Source organism: Burkholderia sp. b14, assembly GCF_900156195.1.
GTDB lineage: Bacteria > Pseudomonadota > Gammaproteobacteria > Burkholderiales > Burkholderiaceae > Mycetohabitans.
Genome location: NZ_FTPJ01000003.1, coordinates 1971056 through 1992831, shown reverse-complemented (window position 1 = coordinate 1992831; position 21776 = coordinate 1971056). Strand labels below are relative to the sequence as shown.

Sequence of the window (21776 nt, the reverse complement as noted above, 5' to 3'; positions counted from 1 at the left end):
TCGAATACGCACTCCCATGAGCTTCTTTCCCCAGTACCGTCCGCGCCGCATGCGTCGCGATGATTTCTCCTGTCGCCTGATGCGTGAGAACCACCTGACGACGGATGATCTGATTTACCCGGTATTCGTCGTCGAAGGCACGCGGGTTCGCCAACCAGTGGCCTCATTGCCGGGTGTCGAACGTACGTCAGTCGATCTGTTAATGGGCGTGGCTGAACAATGTGTCCAGGCCGGCATCCCGGTGCTGTCTTTGTTCCCGGCGATCGAACCCGCGCTGAAGACACCGGACGGGCAGGAAGCGACCAACCCTGACGGGCTGATCCCGCGGGCGGTGCGCGAACTCAAGCGCCGCTTTCCCGAACTTGGCGTGCTAACCGACGTCGCGCTGGATCCATACACGAGCCACGGACAAGACGGCGTGCTGGACGAGCATGGCTACGTGATCAACGACGTGACGTCGGCCATCCTCGTTGAGCAGGCGCGCACGCAAGCGCAGGCCGGCGTCGATATCGTGGCGCCATCGGACATGATGGACGGCCGGATCGGCTCGATCCGCAAAATGCTCGAGAACGAAGGCCATATCCATACTCGGATTATGGCTTATGCAGCCAAGTATGCGTCGGCCTTTTACGGTCCGTTCCGCGACGCGGTCGGCTCGGCGGCCAATTTGGGCAAGGGCAACAAGATGACGTACCAGATGGACCCGGCCAATGGCGATGAAGCGCTGCGCGAGGTCCAGTTGGACATCGAGGAAGGCGCGGACATGGTGATGGTTAAGCCTGGCATGCCGTATTTGGACGTCGTGTACCGCGTGAAAGAGACATTTCACTTTCCAACCTATGCGTATCAGGTCAGCGGCGAATACGCGATGTTGAAAGCCGCCGCGCAAAATGGCTGGCTGGATCACGACAAGGTCGTCATGGAATCGTTGCTGGCGTTCAAGCGAGCTGGCGCGGATGGCGTGCTGACCTATTTTGCACTGGATGCCGCCCGTATCCTGCGGGAACAGCATCGATGATGCCGCCCGCCTCGCATGGGCGCGATCGCAATGGACGCAAGCCAGCGAGAGCGATCCAACGGGCACAAGCCAGCCAGAGCAAGTTAGCAAGGGCGATCCAGCGAACGCAAGCCTGCGAAGGTGGCCCAGCTAGGGCAATCCAGCGGCAGGACCCGCTTCTGGCATGATCCGGCGTTACATCGCCGGTAGCGCTCGCTCTATGACGCTTAGCCGGCGACAGGAGACGAGGTGCCAATCAGGCGGTCCAGGCTTTTCAGGAAAAGCTCCGGCGACTGATAGCCGACGACGCGAGCCAGTTCCCGGCCTTGAGCGTCGAAGAAAACGATTCCTGGCGGTCCGAACAGCCGGAAGCGCCGCAGCAACGCCTGATCGTCGGCGTGGTTCGCGGTGACGTCGGCACGCAGCAGGTCCATCGAGGCCAATCTGGTCCGCACACGCTCGTCACTGAACGTGAACTGCTCCATTTCCTTGCAACTCGTGCACCAGTCCGCATAGAAATCCAACATCACAGGCCGCCGCGCCGCGCCCAGCACCTGGTCTAGCTGTGCCGTCGACGTGACCGGGGCAAACGCAGGTACAGTGGCAGCGATCGTTGCGGCGATCCCGGGCCCGGTCCGCGCGCCGGCAAAGACAGCGAGCGGTCTGAGCGGATCCGACGAACCGGCAGCCGCCCCAACCAGCAGCGCGACAGCCCACACGGCAAGCGCCGCGGCCAGGCCCTTGCTCAATCGCGCCGCAATCGATGCCGTGCCGGCCGAACAATCAAAAAGCCGCAGGAGCGCTGCCGTGACCATCAGCCACAGCGCCGCCAGCGACATCGAGATCGTGCCAGGCAACACCGGTGTAACGAGCCACAGCGCAACGGCCAGCAGCATCATGCCGAAAATGCGCTTGACGGCGTCCATCCAGCGACCTGCACGCGGCAGCAGCGCACCAGCCCCGATCCCAACGACCAACAGCGGCACGCCATTGCCGAGGCCCATTGCGAACAGCGACGCGGCGCCCACGCCGATATTGCCGGTATGCGCGATGAATAGCAGGATCGCAGCTAGCGGCGCGGTCATACATGCGCCGACAACGACGGCTGACAACGCCCCCATGACAAAGACGGCTGCAAACCGCCCCCCCGCCTGGCGCTGCGATAGCGCATTGGCGCGATCCTGCAGCCCCTGTGGCAACTGAATATCCCGGCCAGCCAACAACAAGCCCCCCATCCCCGCAATCAGTATCGCGAAGACACCGAGCACCCAGCGATTCTGCAACCACGCCCCGAGACTTTGGCCGATCGCCGCGGCCGCTACGCCGAGCAGCGCGTACACCAGCGCCATGCCAAGCACATAGGCTACTGACAGCGTGAAGCCGCGCGCACGCGTCACGTGAGCCCCTTGGCCAACAATGATCGATGACAAAATCGGAATCATCGGCAGCGAGCAGGGAAACAAACTCAACACAATGCCACCGGCAAAGAAAAACGCCAGCACGGCCGATAATCCGTCCTGTTGCAACACTGCCTGCGCATCGTCGGCGCTGAAAAAGCGCTCGATCAACGGACCCGATCGTGCGTTGCCGCCACCGGTCGTCGTCGCACCTGCCACGCCAGCCTTTACCGCCGGGCCGCTCAGATGCACGACGTGCTCGGCCGGTGGGTAACAAATCCCCTGGTCCGCGCAGCCCTGCGACGTCACGATAAGATCGAATGCGCCGCCCGTGCGGGTAATGGGCACCGTGACGACAAGGTTGCCGCGGTACGTCTCGACGTCCTTATTGAAGGTCTGGTCGAACTTAACCTTGCCGGGCGGCAGCTGTGGCACCCCCAGCGCGGCATCGCCCGATCTGACGGCAAACGCAAAGCGTTCACGGTACAGGTAGTAGCCGTCGGCAATGCGGAAATGCAACTCGACCGTCCCCGGCTTTTCGAGCGAGCTGAACTGAAACGCGTCTTGTGGATCGAGAAACCCATCGCTCGCCCACGCGGCGCGGGACGCCAGGGTTGCCCACAGCGCTGCGATAATCAGCGCGATCCCGGTCAACCACGACGCGGCGGCTGAACGTCTGAAAGACGGACTAAACATATATCGGACGTGATGTCTCCGTGTCGACCCACAACGCGTAGGCAGGCGACGACGCAGCGGACCAGGACAGAATCTCCGGCGTCTGATACGGATGATTTGCGGCAATAAACTTTTCCAACTCGAACGCACGTGTCACCGCCGTCTTAAACAACAGCGGCACCTCGTCCGCGTGCTCGAGCTCGCCTTGCCAGTGATAAACCGAGCGCGACGGCGCAAGTTGCGTCGCACAGGCCGCCAACCGGGCATCCAATACGGTGCGAGCAAGCGTCGACGCCGCCTGGGCATCGGGTAATGTCGTAAGCATCAGGATGACGGTCGATGTCACATGTTCCTCCGGCATCATTGAATGATGAGCGACGACCTGTTGAACACGCCGCCTCTACCGCGATATCGTAACACCCGTGCGTGCCATGCTCGTGCGCCAAACTCGCCTCCAAGTGCGCCATGTAACAAAAAGGCCAAGCTAAGCTTGGCCTTTTTGATTTGCGGACGCAGCGTTTATTCGGCTTCTGCCGCTTCCGCTGCTTCCTCGACGACTGGACGGTCAACCAACTCAACCAGCGCCATCGGTGCGTTGTCGCCGACGCGGAAGCCGAACTTCAGGATCCGCAGATAGCCACCCGGGCGCGTAGCGTAGCGCGGACCGAGCACTTCGAACAACTTCGATACCGACTTGTCATCACGCAATCGCGCAAAGGCAAGACGGCGGTTCGCGACGGATGGTTTCTTGCCCAGCGTGATCAGCGGCTCGACGACCTTGCGAAGCTCTTTTGCTTTGGGCAGCGTCGTCTTAATGACTTCATGCTCGATCAACGAATTCGACATATTACGGAGCATCGCCAAGCGGTGGCTGCTCGTGCGGTTCAGTTTCCGCAAACCGTGACGGTGACGCATTTCAGTTTCCTTGATTCAAAGTTTTGATCCAGCTCTTCTATTGCGCGACTCGATATGAGATACGAGGAGCGCGCACGGGCCGGTACGGGATAAGACAAGACGCGGATTCTAAAAGAATATCCGCGTCGTTGCCAGTTCATTACAACGGGCAGCAACGCCCGCCGATTACTTATCGAGGCCAGCCGGCGGCCAATTCTCCAGCTTCATGCCGAGCGTCAAACCACGCGAAGCGAGCACTTCCTTGATCTCGTTCAACGACTTGCGGCCCAAGTTCGGCGTCTTCAGCAACTCGTTTTCGGTACGCTGGATCAGATCACCAATGTAGTAGATGTTCTCGGCTTTCAGACAGTTCGCGGAGCGCACTGTCAGCTCGAGATCGTCAACCGGACGCAACAGAATCGGATCGATCTGCGGTGCGCGCGACGGCGTTTCAGCCGTCGTTTCGGTGCCTTCCAGCGCCGCGAACACTGACAACTGGTCGACTAGGATGCGAGCCGATTGACGAATCGCTTCCTCTGGCGAAATCACACCATTGGTCTCAATGTTCATCACGAGCTTGTCCAGGTCGGTACGCTGCTCGACCCGTGCACTCTCGACCGCGTAGCTGACTCGGCGAACCGGCGAGAACGACGCATCGAGCACGATGCGACCGATGACCTTGGTGCTTTCGTCGCCATAGCGGCGCACGTTGCCCGGCACATAGCCACGACCCTTCTCGACCTTGATCTGCACGTCGAGCTTGCCGCCCTTGGATAGATGGGCGATAACGTGCTCCGGATTGATGACCTCGCAATCATGCGGCACTTCGATGTCACCGGCGGTCACGACACCCTCGCCTTCCTTGCGCAGCGTGACGGTCACTTCATCGCGGTTGTGCAGCTTGAACACCACGCCCTTGAGGTTCAACAGCAGGTTGACCATGTCCTCTTGCACACCGTCGAGCGTCGAATACTCGTGAACGACGCCGGCGATCGTCACTTCGGTCGGCGCATAGCCGATCATTGACGATAGCAAAACACGCCGGAGCGCATTACCCAAGGTGTGGCCATAACCGCGTTCAAACGGCTCCATGACCACTTTCGCGTGGTTGTCGCCAAGCGAATCCACTGCGATGATCTTGGGCTTCAACAAACTGGTTTGCATAGGTTTTCCTTTTCAATACCCTCGGCTCGTTACACCGATAAGGCTGACCGGTGACAACCTGAAAAACGAACAGCCGGGCCACCGGCGCACACGGGCGCACCCGCGCGGACAAGCAGCTCGGCCGTCGATACGATTAGCGCGAGTACAACTCGACAATCAGGCTTTCATTAATGTCGCCGGCAATATCGCTACGCTCCGGCACGTGCTTGAAGGTGCCTTCAAACTTCTTCGCATCGACCGACACCCAGCCCGGGAAGTTGTTTTGCTCGGCCAGCGACAACGCCTCTTGAATCCGCGTCTGCTTCTTCGCTTGCTCACGCACGGCCACCACGTCGCCAGCTTTCACCTGCAATGATGGGATGTTCGCCACTTGGCCGTTCACGGTGATCGCCTTGTGGCTGACCAGCTGACGCGCTTCAGCACGCGTCGAGCCGAAGCCCATGCGATACACGACCGTGTCCAGACGCGACTCGAGCAGTTGCAGCAGCGTTTCGCCGGTGTTGCCCTTGCGGCGATCGGCTTCGGCGAAGTAACGACGGAACTGGCGCTCGAGCACGCCGTAGATCCGCTTCACCTTTTGCTTTTCGCGCAGTTGCAGACCATAGTCGGACGTGCGTGCACCCGACGTACGACCATGCTGACCCGGCTTGCTATCGAGCTTGCACTTATCGGCGAGCGAGCGACGCGCGCTCTTCAAGAACAGATCGGTGCCTTCGCGGCGGGACAGTTTTGCTTTCGGACCGGTATAGCGTGCCACTTTGCAATTCCTTAACGTTGATTTACGCGGATCTGGCCGATCTGCGCTAGTTCGCGCCCTTTGGGCCGAACGGTGGACTTAGTTGATAAATTCAATGCAGCAAGCCTGCTGCCGTGCACGGCAACAGGCTCCAATACGCTTGCTTGCATCAGATGCGGCGGCGCTTCGGCGGACGGCATCCGTTGTGCGGCACCGGCGTCACATCGGAAATCGCCGTGATTTTGATGCCAAGGCCGTGCAGCGCGCGAACCGCCGATTCGCGCCCCGGGCCCGGACCCTTGATCCGAACCTCGAGATTCTTCACGCCATACTCCAACGCGACGCGGCCGGCCGACTCGGCGGCAACCTGTGCAGCGAACGGAGTCGACTTGCGCGAACCCTTAAACCCTTGACCACCCGACGTCGCCCACGCCAGTGCGTTGCCCTGACGGTCCGTGATCGTGATGATCGTGTTATTGAACGACGCATGGACGTGTACTACGCCCTCGGCGACGTTCTTCTTGACCTTCTTGCGAACGCGTTGCGCCGCGCTGCTGTTCGAAGCCTTAGCCATTACGTTTTCCTGTAACTGTCAGTTCCGCTTACTTCTTCAGCGCTTGGGCTGCACGACGCGGACCCTTACGGGTACGGGCGTTCGTGCGCGTGCGCTGACCGCGCATCGGCAGACCCTTGCGATGGCGGACACCTTCGTAGCAACCGATGTCCATCTTGCGCTTGATGTTCATCGTCACTTCACGGCGCAAATCGCCCTCGACGACGAACTTCGCGACTTCATCGCGCAGCTTTTCGAGATCCGCGTCAGTCAGTTCCTTGACCTTCTTCGAAGTGTCCACGCCAGCTGACGCACAGATCAACCGTGCGCGCGAGGCACCAATACCGAGAATCGCCTGAAGGCCGATCACGGTGTGCTTGTGAACTGGGATGTTAACCCCTGCGATACGAGCCATTGTTTTTCCTCAAACAAAAAGCGCAAGCGTGGCCTTAGCCCTGGCGCTGCTTGTGACGCGGATCCGAGCTGCAAATGACGCGCACGACGCCCTTGCGCTTGATGATTTTGCAATTGCGGCAAATGCACTTAACCGATGCCATCACTTTCATGATATTACCCTTTTTCTCAATCACTTCGCCCGGAATACGATCCGCGCACGAGACAGATCGTAAGGCGTCAATTCCACCGTCACCTTGTCGCCCGGGAGGATCCGGATATAGTGCATCCGCATCTTTCCGGAGATATGTCCCAACACGACATGGCCGTTTTCCAGTTTGACCCGGAATGTTGCATTAGGGAGGTTTTCAATGACCTCGCCCTGCATCTGAATGACATCGTCTTTGGCCATATTCCTTGTGCTCAACGCATCGGGAGATTGCCGCCCTTGAAATTGGCTTTCTTGAGCAGCGATTCATACTGTTGCGACATAACGTACGACTGCACCTGCGCCATAAAGTCCATCGTCACGACAACGATGATCAGCAGCGAAGTGCCGCCGAAGTAGAACGGCACGTTCCAGCGCAGCACCAGGAATTCGGGCAAGAGGCACACGAATACGATATAGATCGCCCCGGCCAGCGTCAGACGGGTGAGAATCTTGTCGATGTAACGCGCGGTCTGCTCGCCCGGGCGAATCCCCGGAACAAAGGCACCACTTTTCTTCAAGTTGTCGGCCGTTTCCTTGCTATTGAACACCAACGCGGTGTAGAAGAAGCAGAAGAAAACAATAGCCAACGCGTACAACATCACGTACACCGGTTGCCCCGGTGCCAACGTCGACGCCAGATCATGCAGCCAACGCATGTTCGCGCCGGAGCTGACCCAGTTCGCGATCGTCGCCGGCAGCAGGATAATCGACGACGCGAAAATCGGCGGAATCACACCCGACATGTTCAGCTTCAATGGCAGGTGCGACGACTGACCACCATAGATCTTGTTACCGACTTGGCGCTTCGCATAGTTCACAAGGATCTTGCGCTGTCCCCGTTCAATAAACACGACCAGATACGTGACCGCGGCAATCAGCACGACGATGATGATCGCCGAGATGATGCTCATCGATCCAGTGCGCACCAGTTCGAACAATCCACCGATTGCGTTCGGGAAACCCGCCGCGATACCGCCAAAGATAATGATCGAAATCCCGTTGCCCAAGCCGCGCTCGGTGATCTGCTCGCCGAGCCACATCAGGAACATCGTGCCGGTCACCAGCGTCACCACCGTCGTGAGCCGGAACATCATGCCCGGATCGATCACCAAGTACGGCTGATTCTCAAGCGCAACCGCAATACTGAACGCCTGAAACGTCGCCAGCGCCACCGTGAAGTAGCGCGTGTACTGGGTGATCTTGCGCTGGCCCGCCTGTCCTTCCTTTTTCAGCGCTTCCAACTGCGGGGACACGATCACGAGCAGCTGCATGATGATCGATGCCGAGATATACGGCATGATCCCCAACGCAAATATCGTGAACCGCGACAGCGCGCCACCCGAGAACATGTTGAACATGGCCAGGATGCCGCCAGACTGGCTTTGGAACAGCTTGGCCAGTTGATCAGGATCGATTCCCGGCACCGGGATATGCGCGCCGATTCGATAGACGATCAACGCCAGCAGCAGGAAAACCAGCCGCCGACGCAGATCACCGTACTTCGGCCCACCACGTCCAGTCTTTGCGAAAGTCGGGCTGTTAGCCAAGAACCTTCTCCGTAGCAAATCCGAGTGACCGCGTCTGCAACAACTTACTCACCCAACGAACCGCCCGCAGCTTCGATTGCAGCACGCGCGCCCTTCGTGGCGCCCAGCCCCTTGATCGTGACCTTGCGCTTGATCTCGCCGGTCGCGATGATCTTCGCACTCTTGATCAGTTCGCCTACGAGGCCCGCTTGCTTCAACGCCAGCAGATCGATTTCGTCGACCGGCAGCTTTTCCAGGTCGCCCAGGCGCACTTCACCAACAAACTCCTTCGTCAGTGACGTGAACCCGCGCTTGGGCAAGCGGCGTTGCAACGGCATTTGGCCGCCTTCGAAGCCCACCTTATGGAAGCCGCCCGAACGCGACTTCTGGCCTTTGTGACCACGGCCCGCCGTCTTGCCCAGGCCGGAGCCGATGCCACGGCCGACGCGACGCTTTGCGTGCTTAGAGCCTGCAGCCGGCTTCAGGTTGTTCAGTTCCATATTCACTCCTTAAGCTCGTGTCGCGCTTAGCCGATGACCTTAACGAGGTACGAGACCTTGTTGATCATGCCGCGCACCGCCGGCGTGTCCTGCAATTCGCTAACCGAGTTCAGGCGACGCAGGCCGAGGCCGCGCACCGTCGCGCGATGCGTATCGCGGGTACCGATCAGGCTCTTGACGAGCTGGACCTTGACAGTTTTTCCAGACATGGTGACCACCCCGCCTTAACCCAAAATTTCTTCGACGCTCTTGCCGCGCTTGGCCGCGATATCGGCCGGCGTGGACTGGCGACGCAGACCGTCGAGCGTCGCACGAACGAGGTTGTACGGGTTCGTCGAGCCGTGGCTTTTCGCCACGACGTTCGTCACGCCCATCACCTCGAACACCGCGCGCATCGGGCCGCCGGCAATCACGCCGGTACCCTGCTTAGCCGGTGCGAGCAACACTTGCGACGCGCCGTGCTTGCCGTGCGCCTCATGCTGCAGCGTGCCGTTCTTCAGCGGTACCTTGAACATATTACGGCGGGCCTGTTCCATCGCCTTCTGGACGGCAACCGGCACTTCCTTGGCCTTGCCTTTGCCCATGCCGACCCGACCATCACCGTCGCCGACCACCGTCAGCGCGGCGAAACCGAGAATCCGGCCACCCTTCACGACCTTGGTCACACGATTGACCGAGATCATTTTTTCGCGCAGGCCGTCGTCGCGTTCGTCGGCCTGAACCTTCGCTTGCATCTTTGCCATGACGAATCCCTATCCTTAGAACTTGAGCCCGGCTTCACGCGCCGCATCGGCAAGCGCCTTGACGCGACCGTGATAGCGGAAGCCCGAGCGGTCGAAGGCGACGGATTCAATACCGGCAGCCTTGGCCTTCTCGGCGATACGCTTGCCGATCAGCTGGGCCGCGGCAACATTACCGCCCTTGCCCGACTTGTCGGCCAGTTGCTGGCGCACTTCGACCTCGACGGTCGATGCGCTCGCCACCACCTTCGTACCGCACGGCGAGAACACCTGCGCGTAGATGTGCTGGTTGGTGCGGTGCACGGCCAGACGCGCAACCTGCAGCTCAGCGATCTTGATACGCGTTTGACGAGCACGGCGCAGGCGAGATTGAGTCTTATCCATGATTGCGCACCTTTACTTCTTCTTCGTTTCCTTGAGGATCACGACTTCGTCGGCGTAGCGCACACCCTTGCCCTTGTAGGGCTCAGGCGGACGGTAGCCACGCACTTCCGCGGCTACCTGGCCGACTTTTTGTTTGTCGATCCCCTTGATGACGATTTCCGTTTGCGACGGCGTTTCCGCCTTCACACCTTCCGGCATTTGATGCACGACCGGATGCGAGAAGCCCAACGACAGATTCAACTTGTCGCCTTGCGCCTGCGCACGGTAACCAACGCCGACCAGCGTGAGTTTGCGCTCGAAGCCCTTCGTCACGCCGTTCACCATGTTCGCGACGAGTGCGCGCATCGTGCCGGACAGCGCGGTTGCCTCGCGCGACTCGTCGACCGGTTGGAACTTCAGTTCGCCGTTGTCGTTGATCACCTTCACAAGCGGGTTCAGTGCCTGAGAAATCGTGCCCAACGGCCCTTTTAGCGTAATCTGCGACTCGCCCAGCGTCACCTCAGCACCGTTGGGCAGAGGAATCGGGCTCTTACCTACTCGAGACATGTTTCACTCTCCTGTCGGGCTTTACGCGACGTAGCAAATGACTTCGCCGCCCACACCCGTGGCGCGCGCTTTGCGATCGGTCATCACTCCCTTCGGCGTGGACACGATAGCGACGCCCAGGCCATTCATGACCTGCGGGATCTCGTTGCGACCACGATACACGCGAAGGCCAGGCTTGGACACGCGTTCCAGACGCTCGATGACCGGCCGGCCGGCGTGGTACTTCAACGCAATGTTCAGTTCCGCCTTCGGGCCATGGGCCTTCACGACGAAGTCGTCGATGTAGCCTTCGTCCTTCAGAACCTGCGCGATTGCGACCTTCACTTTCGACGAGGGCATCGTCACCGCAGCCTTCTCGACCATCTGCGCGTTGCGGATGCGAGTCAGCATATCGGCGATAGGATCACTCATGCTCATTTATGTTGCTCCTTACCAGCTCGCCTTCGTCAGGCCGGGAATCTCGCCGCGGAATGCGATTTCGCGAATCTTGCCGCGCGCCAAGCCAAATTTGCGGAACGTGCCACGCGGACGCCCGGTGATCGCGCAGCGATTGCGCTTGCGGGTCGGGTTCGCGTTGCGCGGCAGTTGCTGCAGCTTCAGGCGCGCTTCGTAGCGCTCTTCGTCGGACTTGCTCGTATCGTCAATGATCGCCTTCAGCGCCGCGCGCTTTGGCGCATACTTCGCTGCGAGACGAGCACGCTTCTTTTCACGTTCGATCAGTGCCAGTTTAGCCACGGTAACCTCAGTTTCTGAACGGGAACTTGAAGCTGGCGAGCAGTGCCTTCGCTTCTTCGTCGGTCTTCGCAGTCGTCGTGATGCTGATATTCAGCCCACGCAGCGCGTCGATCTTGTCGTAATCGATTTCGGGGAAAATGATCTGCTCCTTTACCCCGATGTTGTAGTTGCCGCGGCCATCGAATGCCCGGCCCGAGATGCCGCGGAAATCGCGCACTCGCGGCAACGCGATTGTCACGAAGCGATCCAGGAACTCATACATCGCGCGACCACGCAGTGTGACCATCGCGCCAATCGGATAGCCCTGGCGAATCTTGAAGCCCGCGATTGCCTTACGCGCCTTCGTCACGACCGGCTTCTGACCGGCGATCTTCGTCAGATCACCCACCGCGTTGTCAATGATCTTCTTGTCAGCGACCGCGTCACCCAGACCCATGTTCAGCGTGATCTTGGTGATGCGCGGCACTTCCATGACGGACTTGTAGCCGAACTTTTGCGTCAGTTCGGGAACAATCTTCTCTTTGTAAACCTGCTGCAAACGTGCCATTTTCGACTCCCGACTCAGGCGCTCAGCACAGCACCGGTGGTCTTTAGGAAGCGCACCTTCTTGCCCTCCTCGACCTTGATGCCCACCCGCGACGCACGGCCGTTCGCATCGACCAACGCAACGTTGGAGATGTGCAACGGCATCGACTTGCTTTCCACACCGCCGGTCGTGCCCTTCATCGGGTTCGGCTTCACGTGCTTCTTCACGAGATTGATACCTTCAACCGTCACACGATCGCCCGCAACTGCCAGCACGGTGCCGCGCTTGCCCTTGTCCTTGCCTGCGATGACGATGATTTCGTCACCCTTGCGAATCTTGTTCATCGCGACTCCCTTACAGCACTTCCGGCGCGAGCGAAACGATCTTCATGAAACGTTCGCTACGCAATTCACGCGTGACCGGCCCGAAAATGCGCGTACCGATCGGCTCAAGCTTGTTGTTCAGCAGCACGGCGGCATTGCCGTCGAACTTGATCAGCGAGCCGTCCTGACGACGCACGCCCTTGGCGGTGCGAACCACCACGGCGTTGTAGATTTCGCCCTTCTTGACGCGCCCACGCGGCGTGGCTTCCTTGACGCTCACCTTGATGATGTCGCCAATGCTCGCGTAACGACGCTTCGAGCCGCCGAGCACCTTGATGCACAACACTTCGCGTGCACCCGTGTTATCGGCTACTTCAAGCCGAGTTTCGGTCTGGATCATGGTTTATCTTTCCCAACTTAATCCGGCACGCCACCATGGCGCGGCCGGTCAGTCTTGGTCCCGTCAGCCGATCGGCTGCTTGGGTTAGAACAGCAGCGACGGCAGACGAAACCCGCCATCGCAATCGGTGAATCCTGCGGCGCGGATGACAGCCACCCACACGCGCACTGGCCAACTTAGCCCCACCACTTACCCGCGACGGGGCATCCCTTATATGAGGGAAGTCCGAGATTATATCAAATAATCCCGGACTTGCAACAACTTATTGCGATACTGCGGCGGCTCACGCCGCCTTCGTTCAGATGATGCGCGCCGCTTCAACCAGGCGGGACACGGTCCAGGCCTTCGTCTTCGAAATCGGACGATTTTCCTGGATCTCCACGAGGTCGCCCTCGTTGTACGTGTTCGCCTCGTCGTGCGCGTGGTACTTCTTCGAGCGCACAACGTACTTGCCGTAGATCGGGTGTTTGACGCGATGCTCGACGAGCACGGTCACGGTCTTGTTCATCTTATTGCTGACGACCTTGCCGACCAGCGTCCGCTTAAGCGAGGTTTTAACGCTATCGTTCATTTCTGGTTCGCCTTTTCAGTCAACACGGTACGCACACGCGCGATGTCGCGGCGGACCTTCTTCAGCTGGCTGGTGTTCTGCAGCTGTTGGGTCGCGAGCTGCATGCGCAGACCGAATTGGGCCTTCAGCAGGTCCGACAGCTCCTTGTTGAGCGCGGCCTGATCCTTGTCGCGAAGTTCGGAAGCTTTCATCGCTTGACTCCTTAGGCGCCGATCTGGCGGGCGACGAACATCGTCTTCAGCGGCAACTTCGCCGCTGCCAGACGGAACGCCTCACGCGCCAGCTCTTCGTTAACGCCATCCATTTCGTACAGCATCTTGCCGGGCTGGATCTCGGCGACGTAGTACTCAGGGTTACCTTTACCGTTACCCATCCGCACTTCAGCCGGCTTTTGCGAAATCGGCTTGTCCGGGAAGATGCGAATCCAGATGCGGCCGCCACGTTTGATGTGACGGGTCATCGCTCGACGCGCGGCTTCGATCTGGCGCGCGGTCAAACGGCCGCGCCCGACCGCTTTCAGGCCAAACTCACCGAACGACACCGCATTGCCACGCGTTGCGACGCCCGTATTACGACCCTTTTGCTCTTTGCGGTACTTTCTGCGTTTCGGTTGCAGCATGGTTATTCTCCACTCTTCGCGTCGCCGCCAGCACCGGCACCACTACGGCGCGGACCGCCCCGACGTGCGCCCGGTGCGCCGCCTTCGCCATCACGGCGCGGGCGACGATCGCCCGGGCGGGCATTGCGGCGCCCACGCTTGTCTTCCGTCGGCTCTTCGACGACCGGCAGATCGTTGCGGCCGAGCGTATCGCCTTTGTAGACCCACACCTTGACGCCGATGATGCCGTACGTCGTCTTCGCTTCCGACGTCGCATAGTCGATGTCGGCGCGCAGCGTATGCAGCGGCACACGGCCTTCACGGTACCATTCGGTCCGTGCGATTTCGATGCCGTTCAGACGACCCGCACTCATGATCTTGATGCCCTGCGCACCCAGACGCATCGCATTTTGCATCGCACGCTTCATTGCGCGACGGAACATGATCCGGCGCTCAAGTTGCTGTGTGATCGAATCGGCGATCAGTTGCGCATCGGTTTCTGGCTTACGGACTTCTTCGATGTTGACGTGAACCGGCACGCCCATGCGGCGCTGCAGTTCGGTCTTCAACAACTCGATATCCTCACCCTTCTTGCCGATCACAACGCCCGGACGCGAGCTGAAGATCGTCAGACGCGCGTTCTTTGCAGGACGCTCGATCACAACGCGGCTCACCGACGCGTTCTTCAGCTTCTTCTTCAGGTATTCGCGAACGCCGATGTCTTCCTTCAGCATCCCCGCAAACTGGGTATTGTTCGCGTACCAACGCGACGCCCAGTTACGGCTGACGGCCAGACGAAAGCCAGTCGGATGAATTTTTTGTCCCATCGTGTGACCCCTTAATTCCCGACCGTCACAGTGATGTGACAGGATTGCTTCTCAATGCGGTTACCGCGGCCCTTCGCACGCGCGGTGAAACGCTTCAGCGAGGCCGCCTTGTCGACGTAGATCGTCTTGATCTTCAGCTCGTCGATATCCGCGCCTTCATTGTGCTCCGCGTTCGCGATCGCCGACAGCACCACCTTCTTGACGAGACCCGCTGCCTTCTTCGGCGAGAACGTCAGAATGTTCAGCGCCTTGTCGACCGGCAAACCGCGAATCTGGTCAGCCACAAGGCGCGTCTTCTGCGCCGAAATGCGGGCACCGCGATGAATTGCTTTCACTTCCATCTTGATTGCCCCTTATTTCCTGGCCTTTTTGTCGGCCACGTGTCCCTTGAACGTACGGGTCAACGCGAATTCGCCGAGCTTGTGGCCGACCATGTTTTCCGACACATACACCGGAACATGCTGACGGCCGTTGTGCACGGCGATCGTCAAGCCGATGAAATCCGGCAGGATCGTCGAACGACGCGACCAGGTCTTGATCGGCTTCTTGTCACGCGAAGCTGCAGCCGCCTCAACCTTCTTCAGCAAATGGGCGTCGCAGAACGGACCTTTTTTAACAGAACGTGCCATTGCCTACTCCTTAACGCTTGTGACGGCGCTGGACGATCATCGTCGTCGTGCGCTTGTTGCGACGCGTGCGGAAGCCCTTCGTCGGCGTACCCCACGGGCTCACCGGATCGCGACCCGCCGCCGTACGACCCTCACCGCCACCGTGCGGGTGGTCGATCGGGTTCATTGCAACGCCGCGGACCGTCGGACGGATACCGCGCCAACGATTCGCACCAGCCTTGCCGATCTGGCGCAGGCTGTGTTCCTCGTTGCCGACTTCACCGATCGTTGCACGGCATTCGATATGCACGCGGCGGATTTCACCCGAGCGCAGGCGGACCTGAGCATACGTGCCCTCGCGAGCCAGCAGCATCGCCGACGCACCGGCCGAGCGCGCGATTTGCGCCCCCTTGCCCGGCAGCATTTCAATACAGTGAATGGTCGTACCCACCGGAATATTGCGGATCGGCAGCGTATTGCCTGCACGAATCGGCGCTTCCGAGCCCGACAACAGTTGCGCGCCAACCATTACGCCCTTCGGCGCGATAATGTAACGGCGCTCGCCGTCGGCATAGCACAGCAGGGCAATGTTCGCGCTACGGTTCGGGTCGTATTCGAGACGCTCAACCTTCGCCGGGATACCGTCCTTGTTGCGGCGGAAATCAACCACGCGATAGTGATGCTTGTGACCGCCGCCCTTGTGGCGCGTCGTGATATGACCATTATTGTTGCGGCCAGCCGTGGAGCTTTGCTTATCAAGCAGCGCCGCGTACGGCTTGCCCTTGTGCAGTTCCTTGTTGACCACCTTCACCATCGCACGACGGCCAGGCGAAGTCGGCTTGAGCTTAACGAGTGCCATGATTACTTGGCCTCCGCTTCAAAATTGATTTCTTGGCCCGGCTTCAGGTTCACGTACGCCTTGCGTACGTCCTTGCGGCGGCCCATGAAACGGCCAAAGCGCTTGGCTTTGCCCTTCACGTTCAGCACGTTGACCGAATCCACTTCGACCTTGAACAACAATTCGACTGCCGCCTTGACTTCCTGCTTCGTGGCGTCCGGCGCAATGTCGAATACGACTTGCTCGTTCTTGTCAGCCACCAGCGTCGCCTTCTCAGAGATCACCGGCGCGAGCAGAACCTGCATCAAACGATGATCGTTCTTGCGCATTTCGCTCATGACAGCAACTCCTCGATCTGGGCGACCGCAGCTTTCGTGACCAGCACTTTCTTGAAGTAGATCAGCGACAACGGGTCGGCATAACGCGGCTCGACAACCGCCACATGCGGCAGGTTGCGCGACGCGAGGTACAGGTTCTCGTCAACGGTATCGGTAATCACGAGCACCGACTCGAGCCCCATGGCCTTGAACTTGGCCGCCAGCAGCTTGGTCTTCGGCGCCTCGAGCTTGATGTCGTCAACGACCGACAGCCGGCCTTCGCGAGCGAGCTGCGACAGGATCGAACAGACGCCAGCGCGGAACATCTTCTTATTGACCTTCTGGCCGAAATTTTCTTCCGGCGAGTTCGGGAAGATACGGCCACCGCCGCGCCACAGTGGGCTCGACGACATACCGGCGCGGGCGCGACCCGTGCCCTTCTGGCGCCACGGCTTCTTCGTCGTGTGCTTAACTTGTTCGCGATCCTTCTGCGCGCGGTTACCGCTGCGCGCGTTCGCCTGGTACGCGACGACGATCTGGTGAATCAGCGCTTCATTGTAGTCACGGCCGAACACGACGTCCGACGCGTTCACACCCGCGCTTTCCTGACCTTGGTCGTTCAGGAGCTTCAATTCCATTGTCACGCCCCCTTCTTCGCGCGAGCCTTAACGGCCGGCGTCACAAAAACTTTGCCGCCCTTGGCGCCCGGCACCGCACCCTTGACGAGGATAAGCTTGCGCTCCGCGTCGATACGTGCGATCTCGAGATTCTGCGTGGTGGTCTTCACATCACCGAGGTGGCCGGTCATGCGCTTACCCGGGAACACACGACCCGGATCCTGCGCCATACCGATCGAGCCCGGCACGTTGTGCGAACGCGAGTTACCGTGCGACGCGCGGCCCGAACCGAAGTTATAGCGCTTGATCGTACCGGCATAACCCTTACCGATGGACACGCCCTGCACGTCGACCTTCTGACCCACTTCGAACAAATCGGCACCGATCACCGCGCCCGGCGACAGCTCGACCGCCTTGTCAGTTTCGATGCGGAATTCCTTCAGGATTTCGCCGGCCTGAACACCGGCTTTGGCGAGATGACCAGCCAGCGGCTTGGTCACACGCGACGCGCGACGCTCGCCGAAAGTAACCTGCACGGCCGTATAACCGTCCGTTTCAACGGTCTTGATCTGCGTCACGCGGTTGTCCGACACGTCTAGCACGGTTACGGGAATCGAATCACCGTCAGCCGTAAAAATACGGGTCATTCCAACCTTGCGACCTACGAGTCCAAGGCTCATCGTTTTCTCCATTCCCGACTGCGATTGGTCAGGGCTGATTACGAAACACCGGCGAACAGGAAGAGACTGATGCCAACCTGTCACACGGCTTTTTAACGCAAATACGCGAAAAGCCTAGCATTGTAGCAAGGCTTTTCGTTTTTTGCAAGCAATCAATGACTTAGGCGCACCATGCCATCGCCATGCAGGGCGCGCCGTCAAGCCGCGTTACTGCAGCTTGATTTCGACGTCAACGCCCGCCGGCAAGTCGAGCTTCATTAGCGCATCCACGGTCTTGTCGGTCGGATCGACGATGTCCAGCAGACGCAAGTGCGTGCGGATTTCCAGCTGATCGCGCGACGTCTTATTTACGTGCGGCGAACGCAGGATGTCAAAGCGCTGGATGCGCCGCGGCAGCGGGATCGGGCCGACGAGGATCGCGCCGGTGCGCTGTACCGTCTCGAAAATCTGCCGCGCTGATTGATCGACCAGCTTGTAGTCGAAAGCTTTCAGGCGGATACGGATTTTCTGCTTTTGCATGACATTTCCTGTAAAGAGCGAGGCGATATGGCATCGCCATAACCAAAGAACGTGAAGCAGGCCCCCAATCGAGAAACGGGCAGCCCGCTCCGGACACTACAATGTACCGCTACAGCAAACCAGCGATTTTACTCGATGATTTTGGCGACGACACCGGCGCCGACGGTACGGCCGCCTTCGCGGATCGCAAAGCGCAGGCCTTCTTCCATCGCGATCGGCGCGATCAACTTGACCGTGATCGACACATTGTCACCCGGCATCACCATTTCCTTGTCCTTGGGCAACTCGATCGAGCCGGTCACGTCCGTCGTGCGGAAGTAGAACTGCGGCCGGTAGTTGTTGAAGAACGGCGTGTGGCGCCCGCCCTCATCCTTGCTCAGCACGTACACTTCCGCCGTGAAGTGCGTGTGCGGCGTGATCGTGCCCGGCTTGGCCAGCACTTGACCACGCTCCACATCCTCGCGCTTAGTGCCACGCAGCAGAATACCCACGTTGTCCCCGGCCTGGCCCTGGTCCAACAGCTTGCGGAACATCTCCACGCCCGTGCACGTCGTCTTCGTCGTGTCACGGATGCCCACAATCTCGATTTCCTCGCCGACCTTGATCACCCCGCGCTCCACGCGCCCGGTGACCACCGTGCCACGACCCGAGATTGAGAACACGTCTTCCACCGGCATCAGGAACGTGCCATCCACCGCACGCTCGGGCGTCGGAATGTACGTGTCCAGCGCATCGGCCAGACTCAGGATCGCCGCCTCGCCCAACTCGCCCTTATCCCCTTCCAGCGCCAGCTTCGCCGAGCCCTTGATGATCGGCGTGTCGTCGCCCGGGAACTCGTACTTGGACAGCAGCTCGCGCACTTCCATTTCCACCAGCTCGAGCAGCTCTGCGTCGTCCACCATGTCGCACTTATTCAGGAACACGATGATGTACGGCACGCCCACCTGACGCGCCAGCAGAATGTGCTCACGCGTTTGCGGCATCGGGCCGTCTGCGGCCGACACCACCAAGATTGCGCCGTCCATCTGCGCCGCACCCGTGATCATGTTCTTCACGTAGTCCGCGTGACCCGGGCAGTCCACGTGCGCATAGTGACGCTGCTCTGTCTCGTACTCGATGTGCGCCGTGTTGATCGTGATGCCACGGGCCTTCTCTTCCGGCGCCGCGTCAATCTCGTCGTACTTCTTCGCTTCGCCGCCAAACTTCGACGACAGCACCGTCGCAATCGCCGCCGTCAGCGTGGTCTTGCCATGGTCAACGTGACCGATCGTGCCCACGTTCACGTGCGGCTTGGTCCGTTCAAATTTACCTTTAGCCATGTTTCTCTTCTTTCAATAGTGGTTCGTGAATGAGTTTGCCGACCGATCACTTCGCTTTCGCGTTGATGATCGCATCAGCCACGTTACGCGGAGCCTCGGCATAGTGCTTGAACTCCATCGTGTAGGTCGCACGGCCTTGCGTCAGCGAGCGCAGCGACGTCGAATAGCCGAACATTTCCGACATCGGCACTTCCGCACGGACGATCTTGCCGCCGCCGACCATGTCTTCCATGCCCTGCACGATGCCGCGACGACCTGACAGGTCGCCCATCACATTGCCCATGTACTCTTCCGGCGTTTCGACTTCGACGGCCATCATCGGCTCGAGAATCACCGGATTCGCCCGGCGCATCGCTTCCTTGAACGCCATCGAGCCGGCCATCCGGAACGCGTTTTCGTTCGAGTCCACGTCGTGGTACGAACCGAACGTCAGGTGCACCTTCACGTCGACGACCGGGAAACCGGCCAGCACACCGCTCTTGAGCGTTTCCTGGATACCCTTATCGACCGCGGGGATGTACTCGCGCGGAATCACGCCGCCCTTGATCTCGTCAAGGAATTCATAGCCCTTGCCTTGCTCGTTCGGCTCCAGCGTGATCACCGCATGGCCGTATTGGCCGCGACCGCCGGACTGCTTGACGAACTTGCCTTCGACGTCCGCCGCCGAGCTGCGGATCGTTTCGCGGTACGCAACCTGCGGCTTGCCGACCGTCGCCTCGACGTTGAATTCGCGCCTCATCCGATCGACCAGGATTTCCAGGTGCAATTCGCCCATGCCCGAGATGATCGTCTGGCCCGATTCCTCGTCGGTCTTGACGCGGAACGACGGATCCTCCTGCGCCAGACGGTTCAGCGCGATGCCCATCTTTTCCTGGTCGGCCTTCGTCTTCGGCTCGACGGCCTGCGAAATCACCGGCTCCGGGAACACCATACGTTCAAGCACGATCGGGTTGGCCGGATCGCACAGCGTGTCACCGGTGGTCGCCTCCTTCAGGCCGACCGCAGCGGCAATGTCGCCAGCGCGCACTTCTTTGATTTCCTCGCGCTGGTTCGCGTGCATTTGCAGAATCCGTCCGACGCGCTCCTTCTTGCCCTTCGTCGAATTCAGCACGGTATCGCCAGAATTGACGACGCCCGAATACACGCGGAAGAAAATCAATTGGCCAACGAACGGGTCCGTCATGATCTTGAACGCGAGCGCCGAGAATTTCTCGTCGTCGGATGCGTTGCGCTCTGCATCCTCACCACTCTCGGTCTCCCCCTTGACTGGCGGAATGTCGACCGGCGACGGCAGGAAGTCGATCACCGCGTCCAGCATGCGTTGCACACCCTTGTTCTTAAACGCGGTCCCGCACAACATCGGCTGAATTTCGCAAGCGATCGTACGATCGCGCAGCGCCTTGACGATCTCAGCTTCAGTCAGCGCGTCGCCACCGAGATACTTTTCCATCAGCGTCTCGCTCGCCTCAGCCGCCGACTCGATCATTTTCTCGCGCCACTCGTTACACGTGTCCACGAGTTCAGCCGGAATATCGGCATATTCGAACTTCGTTCCTTGCGACGCGTCGTCCCAAATGATCGCCTTCATCTTCAATAGGTCGACGACACCCCTGAACGACTCCTCCGCACCGATCGGCACGACGATCGGCACCGGGTTAGCCTTCAGGCGCGTCTTCAACTGGTCGTACACCTTGAAGAAGTTTGCGCCGGTACGGTCCATCTTGTTCACAAACGCGAGCCGCGGCACCTTGTACTTATTGGCCTGGCGCCACACGGTTTCCGACTGCGGCTGCACGCCGCCGACCGCGCAGTACACCATGCACGCGCCATCGAGCACGCGCATCGAGCGCTCAACCTCAATCGTGAAGTCCACGTGTCCCGGCGTGTCGATGATGTTGATGCGGTGTTCCGGGTAGTTGTTACCCATGCCTTTCCAGAACGCCGTCGTCGCAGCGGACGTGATCGTGATGCCACGTTCCTGCTCCTGCTCCATCCAGTCCATCGTCGCGGCACCATCGTGCACTTCGCCGATCTTGTGGTTCACACCGGTGTAAAACAGGATGCGCTCGGTCGTCGTCGTTTTGCCGGCGTCGATGTGAGCGCTGATACCGATATTACGGTAACGCTCGATAGGAGTCTTACGAGCCACTTTAATCTCTCAAGAGGATTGCGCAGCGGAAGA

Annotated in this window: 34 protein-coding genes; 1 reads left to right on the top strand and 33 read right to left on the bottom strand. The window is 59.8% G+C overall.

All coding sequences use genetic code 11. From position 1 onward, the window contains the following. Positions 1-16: 16 nt before the first annotated feature. Complete coding sequence (gene hemB, locus B0B13_RS13690) at positions 17-1018, top strand: porphobilinogen synthase (protein ID WP_076796833.1); 1002 nt, start codon at positions 17-19, stop codon at positions 1016-1018. A gap of 206 nt (positions 1019-1224) precedes the next feature. On the opposite strand, the gene dsbD is transcribed toward hemB, so the two are convergent. The 33 genes from dsbD to fusA form a co-directional block, all read right to left on the bottom strand. Beyond that, on the bottom strand, positions 1225-3090 hold the full coding sequence (gene dsbD, locus B0B13_RS13685; RefSeq protein ID WP_076796832.1) for a protein-disulfide reductase DsbD: 1866 nt from the start codon (positions 3088-3090) through the stop codon (positions 1225-1227). Then, the gene (gene cutA / locus B0B13_RS13680) at positions 3083-3433 is read right to left on the bottom strand and encodes a divalent-cation tolerance protein CutA (RefSeq protein ID WP_076796831.1); all 351 of its coding nucleotides are present in this window, start codon (positions 3431-3433) and stop codon (positions 3083-3085) included. The genes dsbD and cutA overlap by 8 nt, the downstream gene beginning before the upstream one ends. 155 nt (positions 3434-3588) lie before the next feature. Beyond that, positions 3589-3984, bottom strand: a complete 396-nt coding sequence (rplQ, locus tag B0B13_RS13675) for a 50S ribosomal protein L17 (protein ID WP_076785627.1) — start codon at positions 3982-3984, stop codon at positions 3589-3591. A gap of 165 nt (positions 3985-4149) precedes the next feature. Then, positions 4150-5127 (bottom strand): DNA-directed RNA polymerase subunit alpha, encoded by a 978-nt coding sequence (locus B0B13_RS13670; protein ID WP_076785628.1) that lies wholly within the window; start codon positions 5125-5127, stop codon positions 4150-4152. Between the two features lie 133 nt (positions 5128-5260). Continuing rightward, positions 5261-5884, bottom strand: coding sequence for a 30S ribosomal protein S4 (gene rpsD, locus B0B13_RS13665; RefSeq protein WP_013434810.1), 624 nt, complete (start codon positions 5882-5884; stop codon positions 5261-5263). Between the two features lie 148 nt (positions 5885-6032). After that, complete coding sequence (gene rpsK / locus B0B13_RS13660) at positions 6033-6437, bottom strand: 30S ribosomal protein S11 (protein WP_076785629.1); 405 nt, start codon at positions 6435-6437, stop codon at positions 6033-6035. A 28-nt stretch (positions 6438-6465) separates the two neighbouring features. Then, complete coding sequence (gene rpsM / locus B0B13_RS13655) at positions 6466-6831, bottom strand: 30S ribosomal protein S13 (protein WP_076785630.1); 366 nt, start codon at positions 6829-6831, stop codon at positions 6466-6468. A gap of 34 nt (positions 6832-6865) precedes the next feature. After that, complete coding sequence (gene rpmJ / locus B0B13_RS13650) at positions 6866-6982, bottom strand: 50S ribosomal protein L36 (protein WP_041754149.1); 117 nt, start codon at positions 6980-6982, stop codon at positions 6866-6868. 20 nt (positions 6983-7002) lie between these two features. Next, the gene (infA, locus tag B0B13_RS13645) at positions 7003-7221 is read right to left on the bottom strand and encodes a translation initiation factor IF-1 (protein ID WP_004521905.1); all 219 of its coding nucleotides are present in this window, start codon (positions 7219-7221) and stop codon (positions 7003-7005) included. Between the two features lie 11 nt (positions 7222-7232). Further along, a complete protein-coding gene (secY, locus tag B0B13_RS13640; protein ID WP_076785631.1) occupies positions 7233-8567 on the bottom strand; it encodes a preprotein translocase subunit SecY in 1335 nt (444 codons plus the stop codon). A gap of 44 nt (positions 8568-8611) precedes the next feature. Continuing rightward, positions 8612-9046: a 50S ribosomal protein L15 gene (gene rplO, locus B0B13_RS13635; RefSeq protein ID WP_076785632.1), complete on the bottom strand. Its 435-nt coding sequence runs from the start codon at positions 9044-9046 to the stop codon at positions 8612-8614. 26 nt (positions 9047-9072) lie between these two features. After that, on the bottom strand, positions 9073-9255 hold the full coding sequence (gene rpmD, locus B0B13_RS13630) for a 50S ribosomal protein L30 (protein WP_041753260.1): 183 nt from the start codon (positions 9253-9255) through the stop codon (positions 9073-9075). A gap of 15 nt (positions 9256-9270) precedes the next feature. Then, positions 9271-9789: a 30S ribosomal protein S5 gene (gene rpsE, locus B0B13_RS13625; protein WP_076785633.1), complete on the bottom strand. Its 519-nt coding sequence runs from the start codon at positions 9787-9789 to the stop codon at positions 9271-9273. Between the two features lie 15 nt (positions 9790-9804). Next, positions 9805-10170 carry a 50S ribosomal protein L18 gene (gene rplR, locus B0B13_RS13620; protein WP_013434799.1) on the bottom strand — a complete coding sequence of 122 codons (366 nt, stop codon included), beginning with the start codon at positions 10168-10170 and terminating at the stop codon, positions 9805-9807. A 12-nt stretch (positions 10171-10182) separates the two neighbouring features. Beyond that, the gene (gene rplF, locus B0B13_RS13615) at positions 10183-10716 is read right to left on the bottom strand and encodes a 50S ribosomal protein L6 (protein WP_076785634.1); all 534 of its coding nucleotides are present in this window, start codon (positions 10714-10716) and stop codon (positions 10183-10185) included. 21 nt (positions 10717-10737) lie between these two features. Beyond that, positions 10738-11133, bottom strand: a complete 396-nt coding sequence (gene rpsH / locus B0B13_RS13610) for a 30S ribosomal protein S8 (protein ID WP_076785635.1) — start codon at positions 11131-11133, stop codon at positions 10738-10740. Positions 11134-11145: 12 nt separating this feature from the next. Next, on the bottom strand, positions 11146-11451 hold the full coding sequence (rpsN, locus tag B0B13_RS13605) for a 30S ribosomal protein S14 (RefSeq protein WP_013434795.1): 306 nt from the start codon (positions 11449-11451) through the stop codon (positions 11146-11148). A gap of 7 nt (positions 11452-11458) precedes the next feature. Continuing rightward, positions 11459-11998 carry a 50S ribosomal protein L5 gene (gene rplE, locus B0B13_RS13600; RefSeq protein WP_076785636.1) on the bottom strand — a complete coding sequence of 180 codons (540 nt, stop codon included), beginning with the start codon at positions 11996-11998 and terminating at the stop codon, positions 11459-11461. Positions 11999-12012: 14 nt separating this feature from the next. Then, positions 12013-12321 (bottom strand): 50S ribosomal protein L24, encoded by a 309-nt coding sequence (gene rplX / locus B0B13_RS13595; protein WP_013434793.1) that lies wholly within the window; start codon positions 12319-12321, stop codon positions 12013-12015. A 10-nt stretch (positions 12322-12331) separates the two neighbouring features. Next, positions 12332-12700 carry a 50S ribosomal protein L14 gene (gene rplN, locus B0B13_RS13590; protein ID WP_013434792.1) on the bottom strand — a complete coding sequence of 123 codons (369 nt, stop codon included), beginning with the start codon at positions 12698-12700 and terminating at the stop codon, positions 12332-12334. 298 nt (positions 12701-12998) lie between these two features. Further along, complete coding sequence (rpsQ, locus tag B0B13_RS13585; protein ID WP_076785637.1) at positions 12999-13271, bottom strand: 30S ribosomal protein S17; 273 nt, start codon at positions 13269-13271, stop codon at positions 12999-13001. Beyond that, positions 13268-13462 (bottom strand): 50S ribosomal protein L29, encoded by a 195-nt coding sequence (gene rpmC / locus B0B13_RS13580; RefSeq protein WP_013434789.1) that lies wholly within the window; start codon positions 13460-13462, stop codon positions 13268-13270. Before rpmC ends, rpsQ begins: the two co-directional genes overlap by 4 nt. An 11-nt stretch (positions 13463-13473) precedes the next feature. Continuing rightward, on the bottom strand, positions 13474-13890 hold the full coding sequence (gene rplP / locus B0B13_RS13575; protein ID WP_076785638.1) for a 50S ribosomal protein L16: 417 nt from the start codon (positions 13888-13890) through the stop codon (positions 13474-13476). A 2-nt stretch (positions 13891-13892) separates the two neighbouring features. Continuing rightward, positions 13893-14696 (bottom strand): 30S ribosomal protein S3, encoded by an 804-nt coding sequence (rpsC, locus tag B0B13_RS13570; RefSeq protein ID WP_076785639.1) that lies wholly within the window; start codon positions 14694-14696, stop codon positions 13893-13895. Positions 14697-14707: 11 nt separating this feature from the next. Beyond that, on the bottom strand, positions 14708-15037 hold the full coding sequence (gene rplV / locus B0B13_RS13565) for a 50S ribosomal protein L22 (protein WP_076785640.1): 330 nt from the start codon (positions 15035-15037) through the stop codon (positions 14708-14710). A gap of 12 nt (positions 15038-15049) precedes the next feature. Beyond that, a complete protein-coding gene (rpsS, locus tag B0B13_RS13560) occupies positions 15050-15325 on the bottom strand; it encodes a 30S ribosomal protein S19 (RefSeq protein WP_076785641.1) in 276 nt (91 codons plus the stop codon). A 10-nt stretch (positions 15326-15335) separates the two neighbouring features. Next, complete coding sequence (gene rplB, locus B0B13_RS13555; protein ID WP_076796830.1) at positions 15336-16163, bottom strand: 50S ribosomal protein L2; 828 nt, start codon at positions 16161-16163, stop codon at positions 15336-15338. Positions 16164-16165: 2 nt separating this feature from the next. After that, positions 16166-16480 carry a 50S ribosomal protein L23 gene (rplW, locus tag B0B13_RS13550; protein WP_076785643.1) on the bottom strand — a complete coding sequence of 105 codons (315 nt, stop codon included), beginning with the start codon at positions 16478-16480 and terminating at the stop codon, positions 16166-16168. Next, positions 16477-17097 (bottom strand): 50S ribosomal protein L4, encoded by a 621-nt coding sequence (gene rplD / locus B0B13_RS13545; RefSeq protein WP_076785644.1) that lies wholly within the window; start codon positions 17095-17097, stop codon positions 16477-16479. Before rplD ends, rplW begins: the two co-directional genes overlap by 4 nt. 2 nt (positions 17098-17099) lie before the next feature. Further along, positions 17100-17756 carry a 50S ribosomal protein L3 gene (gene rplC / locus B0B13_RS13540; RefSeq protein WP_076787490.1) on the bottom strand — a complete coding sequence of 219 codons (657 nt, stop codon included), beginning with the start codon at positions 17754-17756 and terminating at the stop codon, positions 17100-17102. A gap of 207 nt (positions 17757-17963) precedes the next feature. After that, positions 17964-18275, bottom strand: a complete 312-nt coding sequence (gene rpsJ / locus B0B13_RS13535; protein ID WP_013434780.1) for a 30S ribosomal protein S10 — start codon at positions 18273-18275, stop codon at positions 17964-17966. Positions 18276-18403: 128 nt separating this feature from the next. Next, complete coding sequence (tuf, locus tag B0B13_RS13530; RefSeq protein WP_076785645.1) at positions 18404-19594, bottom strand: elongation factor Tu; 1191 nt, start codon at positions 19592-19594, stop codon at positions 18404-18406. A gap of 46 nt (positions 19595-19640) precedes the next feature. Next, positions 19641-21743 (bottom strand): elongation factor G, encoded by a 2103-nt coding sequence (gene fusA, locus B0B13_RS13525; RefSeq protein ID WP_076785646.1) that lies wholly within the window; start codon positions 21741-21743, stop codon positions 19641-19643. Positions 21744-21776 lie beyond the last annotated feature (33 nt).

Excerpts from the sequence above, each read along its gene's own strand:
- hemB (WP_076796833.1), top strand. The coding sequence starts at position 17 with ATGAGCTTCTTTCCCCAGTACCGTCCGCGCCGCATGCGTCGCGATGAT.
- dsbD (WP_076796832.1), bottom strand. The coding sequence starts at position 3,090 with ATGTTTAGTCCGTCTTTCAGACGTTCAGCCGCCGCGTCGTGGTTGACC.
- cutA (WP_076796831.1), bottom strand. The coding sequence starts at position 3,433 with ATGATGCCGGAGGAACATGTGACATCGACCGTCATCCTGATGCTTACG.
- rplQ (WP_076785627.1), bottom strand. The coding sequence starts at position 3,984 with ATGCGTCACCGTCACGGTTTGCGGAAACTGAACCGCACGAGCAGCCAC.
- B0B13_RS13670 (WP_076785628.1), bottom strand. The coding sequence starts at position 5,127 with ATGCAAACCAGTTTGTTGAAGCCCAAGATCATCGCAGTGGATTCGCTT.
- rpsK (WP_076785629.1), bottom strand. The coding sequence starts at position 6,437 with ATGGCTAAGGCTTCGAACAGCAGCGCGGCGCAACGCGTTCGCAAGAAG.
- rpsM (WP_076785630.1), bottom strand. The coding sequence starts at position 6,831 with ATGGCTCGTATCGCAGGGGTTAACATCCCAGTTCACAAGCACACCGTG.
- rpmJ (WP_041754149.1), bottom strand. The coding sequence starts at position 6,982 with ATGAAAGTGATGGCATCGGTTAAGTGCATTTGCCGCAATTGCAAAATC.
- infA (WP_004521905.1), bottom strand. The coding sequence starts at position 7,221 with ATGGCCAAAGACGATGTCATTCAGATGCAGGGCGAGGTCATTGAAAAC.
- rplO (WP_076785632.1), bottom strand. The coding sequence starts at position 9,046 with ATGGAACTGAACAACCTGAAGCCGGCTGCAGGCTCTAAGCACGCAAAG.
- rpmD (WP_041753260.1), bottom strand. The coding sequence starts at position 9,255 with ATGTCTGGAAAAACTGTCAAGGTCCAGCTCGTCAAGAGCCTGATCGGT.
- rpsE (WP_076785633.1), bottom strand. The coding sequence starts at position 9,789 with ATGGCAAAGATGCAAGCGAAGGTTCAGGCCGACGAACGCGACGACGGC.
- rplR (WP_013434799.1), bottom strand. The coding sequence starts at position 10,170 with ATGGATAAGACTCAATCTCGCCTGCGCCGTGCTCGTCAAACGCGTATC.
- rplF (WP_076785634.1), bottom strand. The coding sequence starts at position 10,716 with ATGTCTCGAGTAGGTAAGAGCCCGATTCCTCTGCCCAACGGTGCTGAG.
- rpsH (WP_076785635.1), bottom strand. The coding sequence starts at position 11,133 with ATGAGCATGAGTGATCCTATCGCCGATATGCTGACTCGCATCCGCAAC.
- rplE (WP_076785636.1), bottom strand. The coding sequence starts at position 11,998 with ATGGCACGTTTGCAGCAGGTTTACAAAGAGAAGATTGTTCCCGAACTG.
- rplX (WP_013434793.1), bottom strand. The coding sequence starts at position 12,321 with ATGAACAAGATTCGCAAGGGTGACGAAATCATCGTCATCGCAGGCAAG.
- rplN (WP_013434792.1), bottom strand. The coding sequence starts at position 12,700 with ATGATCCAGACCGAAACTCGGCTTGAAGTAGCCGATAACACGGGTGCA.
- rpsQ (WP_076785637.1), bottom strand. The coding sequence starts at position 13,271 with ATGAACGATAGCGTTAAAACCTCGCTTAAGCGGACGCTGGTCGGCAAG.
- rpmC (WP_013434789.1), bottom strand. The coding sequence starts at position 13,462 with ATGAAAGCTTCCGAACTTCGCGACAAGGATCAGGCCGCGCTCAACAAG.
- rplP (WP_076785638.1), bottom strand. The coding sequence starts at position 13,890 with ATGCTGCAACCGAAACGCAGAAAGTACCGCAAAGAGCAAAAGGGTCGT.
- rpsC (WP_076785639.1), bottom strand. The coding sequence starts at position 14,696 with ATGGGACAAAAAATTCATCCGACTGGCTTTCGTCTGGCCGTCAGCCGT.
- rplV (WP_076785640.1), bottom strand. The coding sequence starts at position 15,037 with ATGGAAGTGAAAGCAATTCATCGCGGTGCCCGCATTTCGGCGCAGAAG.
- rpsS (WP_076785641.1), bottom strand. The coding sequence starts at position 15,325 with ATGGCACGTTCTGTTAAAAAAGGTCCGTTCTGCGACGCCCATTTGCTG.
- rplB (WP_076796830.1), bottom strand. The coding sequence starts at position 16,163 with ATGGCACTCGTTAAGCTCAAGCCGACTTCGCCTGGCCGTCGTGCGATG.
- rplW (WP_076785643.1), bottom strand. The coding sequence starts at position 16,480 with ATGAGCGAAATGCGCAAGAACGATCATCGTTTGATGCAGGTTCTGCTC.
- rplD (WP_076785644.1), bottom strand. The coding sequence starts at position 17,097 with ATGGAATTGAAGCTCCTGAACGACCAAGGTCAGGAAAGCGCGGGTGTG.
- rplC (WP_076787490.1), bottom strand. The coding sequence starts at position 17,756 with ATGAGCCTTGGACTCGTAGGTCGCAAGGTTGGAATGACCCGTATTTTT.
- rpsJ (WP_013434780.1), bottom strand. The coding sequence starts at position 18,275 with ATGCAAAAGCAGAAAATCCGTATCCGCCTGAAAGCTTTCGACTACAAG.
- tuf (WP_076785645.1), bottom strand. The coding sequence starts at position 19,594 with ATGGCTAAAGGTAAATTTGAACGGACCAAGCCGCACGTGAACGTGGGC.